Origin of the sequence: Mesorhizobium sp. M7A.F.Ca.US.006.04.2.1 (genome assembly GCF_004022915.1) — a bacterium.
Taxonomy (GTDB): domain Bacteria; phylum Pseudomonadota; class Alphaproteobacteria; order Rhizobiales; family Rhizobiaceae; genus Mesorhizobium; species Mesorhizobium ciceri.
The window spans coordinates 1-6,697 of the sequence record NZ_RZQA01000306.1; the positions used below are offsets into that span (position 1 = coordinate 1).

General features: G+C 62.9%; 8 protein-coding genes. 7 read left to right on the forward strand and 1 reads right to left on the reverse strand.

Translation table 11 applies throughout. From position 1 onward, the window contains the following. The 3 genes from xylA to EN925_RS17460 form a co-directional block, all read left to right on the forward strand. Positions 1–1,258 (forward strand): xylose isomerase (gene xylA, locus EN925_RS17450; protein ID WP_128336752.1); only part of this gene is annotated, 1,258 nt, incomplete at its 5' end. A gap of 236 nt (positions 1,259–1,494) precedes the next feature. Further along, positions 1,495–1,971: an N-acetyltransferase gene (locus EN925_RS17455; RefSeq protein ID WP_013528290.1), complete on the forward strand. Its 477-nt coding sequence runs from the start codon at positions 1,495–1,497 to the stop codon at positions 1,969–1,971. A gap of 260 nt (positions 1,972–2,231) precedes the next feature. Next, a complete protein-coding gene (locus EN925_RS17460; protein ID WP_013528291.1) occupies positions 2,232–2,441 on the forward strand; it encodes a hypothetical protein in 210 nt (69 codons plus the stop codon). Positions 2,442–2,452: 11 nt separating this feature from the next. Here EN925_RS17460 and EN925_RS17465 read toward each other — a convergent pair whose 3' ends face one another. After that, positions 2,453–3,433, reverse strand: coding sequence for a GlxA family transcriptional regulator (locus EN925_RS17465; protein WP_127368671.1), 981 nt, complete (start codon positions 3,431–3,433; stop codon positions 2,453–2,455). A 77-nt stretch (positions 3,434–3,510) separates the two neighbouring features. Here EN925_RS17465 and EN925_RS17470 point away from each other — a divergent pair, with 77 nt between their 5' ends. From EN925_RS17470 to EN925_RS17485, 4 genes are all read left to right on the forward strand, one after another. Next, on the forward strand, positions 3,511–4,428 hold the full coding sequence (locus EN925_RS17470) for a 3-keto-5-aminohexanoate cleavage protein (RefSeq protein ID WP_013528293.1): 918 nt from the start codon (positions 3,511–3,513) through the stop codon (positions 4,426–4,428). A 22-nt stretch (positions 4,429–4,450) separates the two neighbouring features. Continuing rightward, on the forward strand, positions 4,451–5,080 hold the full coding sequence (locus EN925_RS17475; RefSeq protein WP_127368670.1) for an HD domain-containing protein: 630 nt from the start codon (positions 4,451–4,453) through the stop codon (positions 5,078–5,080). After that, positions 5,077–6,180 (forward strand): carnitine 3-dehydrogenase, encoded by a 1,104-nt coding sequence (locus tag EN925_RS17480; protein WP_024501970.1) that lies wholly within the window; start codon positions 5,077–5,079, stop codon positions 6,178–6,180. Before EN925_RS17475 ends, EN925_RS17480 begins: the two co-directional genes overlap by 4 nt. A gap of 4 nt (positions 6,181–6,184) precedes the next feature. Beyond that, the coding region (locus tag EN925_RS17485) for an acyl-CoA dehydrogenase family protein (RefSeq protein WP_164894254.1) at positions 6,185–6,697 on the forward strand (513 nt) is incomplete at its 3' end.

Here is a 6,697-nt window from a genome sequence, read left to right on the forward strand (position 1 = left end):
GGCCTATAGGTTCTACAATCCCGATGAGGTCGTCGCCGGCAAGCGGCTGGAAGATCATCTGCGCTTCGCCGTTGCCTACTGGCACTCCTTTGCCTGGCCGGGTGGCGATCCGTTCGGCGGCCAGACTTTCGACCGGCCGTGGTTTCCCAAGGCCGGCGGCACCGACACGATGGAGCTGGCAAAACTGAAAGCAGACGTCGCCTTCGAGATGTTCTCGTTGCTCGGCGCGCCCTACTTCTGCTTCCACGACGCCGATGTACGGCCGGAAGGCAAGGATTTTTCCGAGAGTGCGGCGCGCCTCGATGAGATCGCCGACTACTTCGCGGGCAAGATGAAGCAGACCGGCGTCAAGCTGCTTTGGGGCACCGCCAATCTGTTCTCCAACCGCCGCTTCATGTCGGGCGCGGCCACCAATCCCGATCCGGATGTCTTTGCCTACGCGGCGGCGACGGTAAAAAGCTGTATCGACGTCACCAAGCGGCTGAAGGGCGAAAACTACGTGCTGTGGGGCGGGCGCGAAGGCTATGAGACCCTGCTCAACACCGACCTTGCGCGCGAGCAGGAACAGGCCGGCCGGTTCCTCAGCATGGTCGTCGACTACAAGCACAAGATCGGCTTCAAGGGCACGATCCTGATCGAGCCGAAGCCGCAGGAGCCAACCAAGCATCAGTACGATTACGATGTCGCCACGGTCTACGGCTTCCTCAAGCGCTTCGGGCTGGAGAAGGAGGTCAAGGTCAATATCGAGCAGGGCCACGCCATCCTGGCCGGCCATTCTTTCGAGCACGAACTGGCTCTGGCCAATGCGCTCGGCATTTTCGGTTCGATCGATATGAATCGCAACGACTACCAGTCGGGCTGGGACACCGACCAGTTCCCCAACAACGTGCCGGAAATGGCACTGGCCTACTACCAAGTCCTGCAGGCTGGCGGCTTCAAGACCGGCGGCACCAATTTCGACGCCAAGCTGCGCCGCCAGTCGCTCGATCCGCAGGACCTGCTGATCGGCCATATCGGCGGCATGGACTCTTGCGCTCGCGGCCTGAAAGCTGCGGCGCGCATGGTCGAGGACAAGGCACTGTCGGCGCCGCTGGCCGAACGCTATGCCGGCTGGAACACGGCCGAGGGCAAGGCGATGCTTGCCGGCAAGCGCACGCTTGAGGATATCGCCGAGCGTGTCGTCAAGAAGAAGATCGAGCCGCAGCCGAGGTCCGGCCGCCAGGAACTGCTGGAAAACATCGTCAACCGCTACGTGTAGGGCGAGCGCCGCTTCATCTTTGGACCGACATCCGGCGCCACTGGCTGAAAGCCGCCGCCATCGCCATCTGCTAGTCAGCCCACTTCGCGACAAGCTGCCGAGGATCGCACAGATCTTCGGCAGCCTGCGTGAGACCAGGACGCTACACGTGTCACCGAAAGAGGACCCGTGCGGCGGCATGTCGTCGTCCCAAATCGCTGTGCACTTTGGGCGACATGCATTGGCAGGAGACGGAAATGGCAGAGGATCGAATCATTGTGCGCCCGGCGCAGGCGAGCGATATTCCGGCGCTGAAGCAGGTGCTGCAGGAAACCTTCGAAGGCACCTGGCTGCCGAACATCACCGAAGCAGCCGCGCAACGCTATGTCGAGACGGATATTGGCGGGCGCTATGTCGACCAGAGCTGGCCTGAATTCGCCGTTGCCGAGATCGATGGCGAGGTCGCCGGCTTGATCCATTGGCGCGCGGATTTCATCGAGGCCCTGCACGTGATGGCATCCCGTCAAGGCCAAGGTGTCGGCCGCAAGCTGCTTTCCCATGCCGAACAGGCGGTCAGTGCGGCCGGATTGGCGCAGGCGCGGCTGGAGACCGACACGTTCAACCTGCCCGCACAAGCACTCTACAAAGCGGTCGGCTATATCGAGAAAAGCCGCTATCCCGATGACGAATGGGACAGTGGCTTCACCACGGTGCTGTTCGAAAAGCGGCTTTGAGCAATTCCAGGAAAAGTGGGTAACGGTTTCCCCGGGAAAAGCGTACAGCGCTTTGCCTTGGGAATTGCGCAATCCAACAATAGATTTCTCGTTGACCTGACCTGCCTGGGCGCAGGAACAGCTTTGCGCATGGCCCGGTCCAGCGACATGGTTTTGCCCTTCGACGCCCTTCAATAACCTCGCTCTTGCCTTCAAACTGCCGTCACGAATCTCGTATAAGAGTGGCTCGTGGCGGGAGAGGAAGAAGGAGGCGAACCGATATGCAGAACGAACGTGAAATCGACGCCCTGCTCTCACCTGGCGAGGCTGGATCGATCATCGACCGGCTGATGGCAATGCCGCATCCGAAGGACGGCACGCGCCGCTCGAACGAATGGGATCGCGCTGTGGCCAGCCGTTTCGAGACCCATCTTGCCAAGCAAATGCGCTCGCAGATCGACGGCGGCAGCGACCGTCAGAACGCTGCCTGATTCTATCATAGTCAGCCCCGGCGCAGCCTGACCGGCGCTTCGCCGAAAGCCCTTGAAAACGCTCTTGAAAACCCCGCGGCGGATGAGAATCCGGTCCGCCCGGCAATATCGGCCATGGCGATCCTTGTATCGACTACCAGCCGGCGCGCGGCGCCCAGGCGCAGCCTGAGATAATAGGCGCCCGGTGTCTCGCCGATCGATTTGCGAAAGATGCTCTCCAGCGTCCGTGCCGTCACGCCGGCGCGCTTGGCCACCGCTTCAATGGTCAGCGGCTGGTCGACATGCGCTTCCATCAGCCGGATCGCTTGCGCCAGCCGCGGATCGTAGCCATCGAGCCGGCCGAGCGAGACCAGCGGCTGTGCGTCGGTGGCGGCGCGCGCCTGGTCGTAGATGAAGACGCTGGCGACATCGAGCGCGACGGCCATGCCGAGCCTCGTGCGGATGAGATGCAGCATCAGGTCGAAGGTCGGCGACGCGCCGCCCGAGGTGAACACCGGCCCGTCGATGACATAACGGTCCGGACGCACGTCGACGCCGGGAAAGGCCGAGGAAAAATCCTCCATGTCTTCCCAGTGGGTGGTGGCGCTGCGTCCTTCCAGCAGGCCGGCGCGCGCCACCAGCCAGGTGCCGGCTTCGACACCGCCGCAAGCGCGTGCTGTCCGTGCAGCCCGGCGCAGGCCGGACAACAGAGCCGAGGTTGCATAGTTCTGGGTGCCGAAGCCGGCGACGACGACAAGAACGTCGGTCGACTCGCCCGCATCGAAGCGGCCGCCGACCGCCACCGGCAGGCCGCAAGTGGTGACTGGAGCCTCGCCGGTCACCGAGACCAGCTTGAAATCGAACAGGGTCTCGCCGGAGATGCGGTTGGCCGCGCGCAGTGGATCGACGGCGGATGCGACGCACATGATCGACGAACCGGAAAATACCAGCAGCGTCACCCTAAGCGGCGAGCGCTCGGCGCGAAAGATCGTTGGTTTTTCGCTTTTCGTCATGGAAGCTTCGTAAAACGCAAAACAGTTTCCGGCAAGTCGGGCATTGTTGAGGTCTATTTCTTTCGGAGGAGAGTTCCATGCCGCTTGCGATGAACCGTGAGGTCTTCATTACCTGTGCCGTGACCGGGTCCGGCGGGTCGCAGGACCGCAGCCCGCATGTGCCGCGCTCGCCCAAGCAGATCGCGGATTCCGCCATCGATGCGGCCAAGGCGGGCGCCGCCATCGTGCATTGCCATGTGCGCGATCCCGAGACCGGTAGGCCGAGGCGCGACGTACATCTCTACCGCGAAGTGACCGAGCGCATCCGCGCGGCAGAAGTCGACGTCATCCTGAACCTGACCGCCGGCATGGGCGGCGACATGGTGTTCGGATCGCCGGAAGCGCCGCTGCCGCTCAACGAAAAAGGCACCGACATGGGCGGTGCCACCAACCGCATGGAACATGTGCGCCAATGCCTGCCGGAAATCTGCACACTCGACTGCGGCACCATGAATTTCGCCGAGGCCGACTATGTCATGACCAACACGCCCGGCATGCTGCGCGCCATGGGCGGCATGATGACGGCGCTCGGCGTCAAGCCGGAGATCGAGGCTTTCGACACCGGCCATCTGTGGTTCGCCAAGCAACTGGTCGAGGAAAAGGTGCTCAACCCGGATGCGCTGGTGCAGCTTTGCATGGGCGTGCCGTGGGGTGCGCCTGATGATCTCAACACCTTCATGGCCATGGTCAACAATGTGCCGTCGACCTGGAACTGGTCGGCCTTCGCCATCGGCCGCAACCAGATGGCTTATGCCGCGGCGGCGGTGCTGGCCGGCGGCAATGTCCGCGTCGGGCTGGAGGACAATCTGTGGCTCGACAAGGGCGTGCTGGCCACCAACGCACAGCTGGTCGAGCGCGCCGCCAGCATCGTCACCAATCTCGGCGCCAGAATCCTTGGGCCGGAAGAGGTACGGCAGAAGCTCAACCTCACCAAGCGGGCGCCGATCGCGGCATAAATTATTCGTCGGGAGGGTCGGCATGACTACCGTAAAATTCACCGCGATGAAGGATGGCGACCGGGACGACTACGAGTTCCTGACCGCGCATGAAATCGACTATGCGGCCAGGACCGGCGAGCGGCTGCTCGACGCGCTGGTGCAGCTCGACGCGGGTCTTTCCGGCTACAAGATCACCCGGCTCGGCCATTCGCTGCAGGCAGCGACACGTGCCTGGCGCGACGGCGCAGACACCGACTGGATCGCTTGCGCGCTGCTGCACGACATCGGCGACATCTATGCGCCTTACAATCACGACGAATATGCCGCTTCGATCCTGAAACCTTTCGTGCGCGAGCAGTGCACTTGGGTGGTGGAAAAGCATGGCGACTTCCAGCGGCTCTATTATGCCCATCATCTCGGCGGCAACCGCCACGCCCGCGACCGCTTTGCCGGCCATGCTTATTTCGACGATTGCGACGAGTTTTGCGAACGCTGGGACCAGTCTAGCTTCGACCCCGACTATGACACGCTGTCGATGGAATTCTTCCGGCCCTTCGTGCTCGAAGTCTTTGCCCGCAAGGCCTACGATCCCTCGGTGATCCGAGCCGGCGAGCGCGTACCCCTCATCGATCCCGCAACCGCCGCGACAAGAACCGGAGCTTCAGCATGAGCATCATCAACAAGGCAGCCGCCATCGGTGGCGGTGTGATCGGCGCCGGTTGGGTGGCGCGCCTGCTGCTCAACGGCATCGACGTGTCGATCTTCGATCCCGATCCCGAGGCGTCGCGCAAGGTCGGCGAAGTGATGAAGGGCGCGCGCCGCGCCTATAAGCAGATGGTGCCCGGCGGCCTGCCGAAAGAGGGCAAGCTGACCTTCGCCAAGACCATCGCCGAAGCGGTCGCCGATGCCGATTTCATCCAGGAGAGCGTGCCGGAGCGGCTCGACCTGAAACACCGCGTGCTGGCCGAGATCGACGCTCACGCGCCGGCCAACGCGATTGTCGGCTCCTCGACTTCCGGCATCAAGCCGACCGACATGCAGGTGGCGATGAAGAAGCATCCGGAGCGGCTGGTCGTCGGCCATCCGTTCAACCCGGTCTATCTCCTGCCGCTGGTGGAGATCGTCGGTGGCGAGCAGACCTTCCCCGAGGCGATCGAGGTCGCCAAGGAGATGTATGCCTCGATCGGCATGAAGCCTGTCGTCATCCGCAAGGAGATCGAGGCCTTCGTCGGTGACCGCCTGCTCGAAGCGGCATGGCGCGAGGCGCTGTGGCTGATCAAGGACGGCATCTGCACGGTCGAGGAACTCGACGACATCATGCGCTACGGCTTCGGCCTGCGCTGGGCGCAGATGGGCATGTTCCAGGTCTATCGCGTCGCCGGCGGCGAGGCCGGCATGCGCCACTTCATGGCGCAGTTCGGGCCGTGCCTGAAATGGCCATGGACCAAGCTGATGGACGTGCCTGAGTTCAACGACGAACTGGTCGACCTGATCGCCACGCAGTCGGACGAACAGGCGCATGGGCTGTCGATCCGCGAGCTGGAAAAGATCCGCGACGACAATCTGGTCGCCATCATGGATGCGCTGTCGAAACAAAACAAAGGCAAGGGCTGGGGCGCCGGCGCGCTGCATAAGGACTATACCAGGCAGCTGGCCAAGCTGGCGGCGAAGAAGCCCATGGCCTCCAAGGCGGCCGAGAAGGCCAAAGCCTTGAAACCGGTCAAGAAAGCCGAAAAGCCGAAGAAAAAGACCGGCAAGAAGAAAGGCTGAGAGCATGGATTTCGGGCTGTCGGAGGAACAGAAGCTCATCGTCGAGACGACGCGCGCGTTCGTCGAGAACGAGCTTTACCCGCATGAGCGCGAGGTCGAGCGCACCGGCGTGCTGCGCCGCGACCTGATCGAAGAGATCAAGGTAAAGGCGATCGAGGCCGGGCTCTATGCCGCCAACATGCCGGCCGATGTCGGCGGTGCCGGCCTCGATACGGTGACCTGGCTGCTCTACGAGAAGGAACTCGGCCGGGCCAATTACGCGCTGCACTGGACCTGCGTGGCGCGTCCCTCCAACATCCTCCTGGCCGGCACACCCGAACAGCGCGAGAAATATCTGTTCCCCTGCATCCGTGGCGAGAAATGGGACTGCCTGGCCATGACCGAGCCGGGCGCCGGCTCCGATTTGCGCGGCATGAAGGCAACCGCCGTTCAGGACGGCGACGACTGGGTGCTGAACGGCACCAAGCATTTTATCTCCCACGCCGACCTCGCCGACTTCGCCATCGTTTTCATGGCC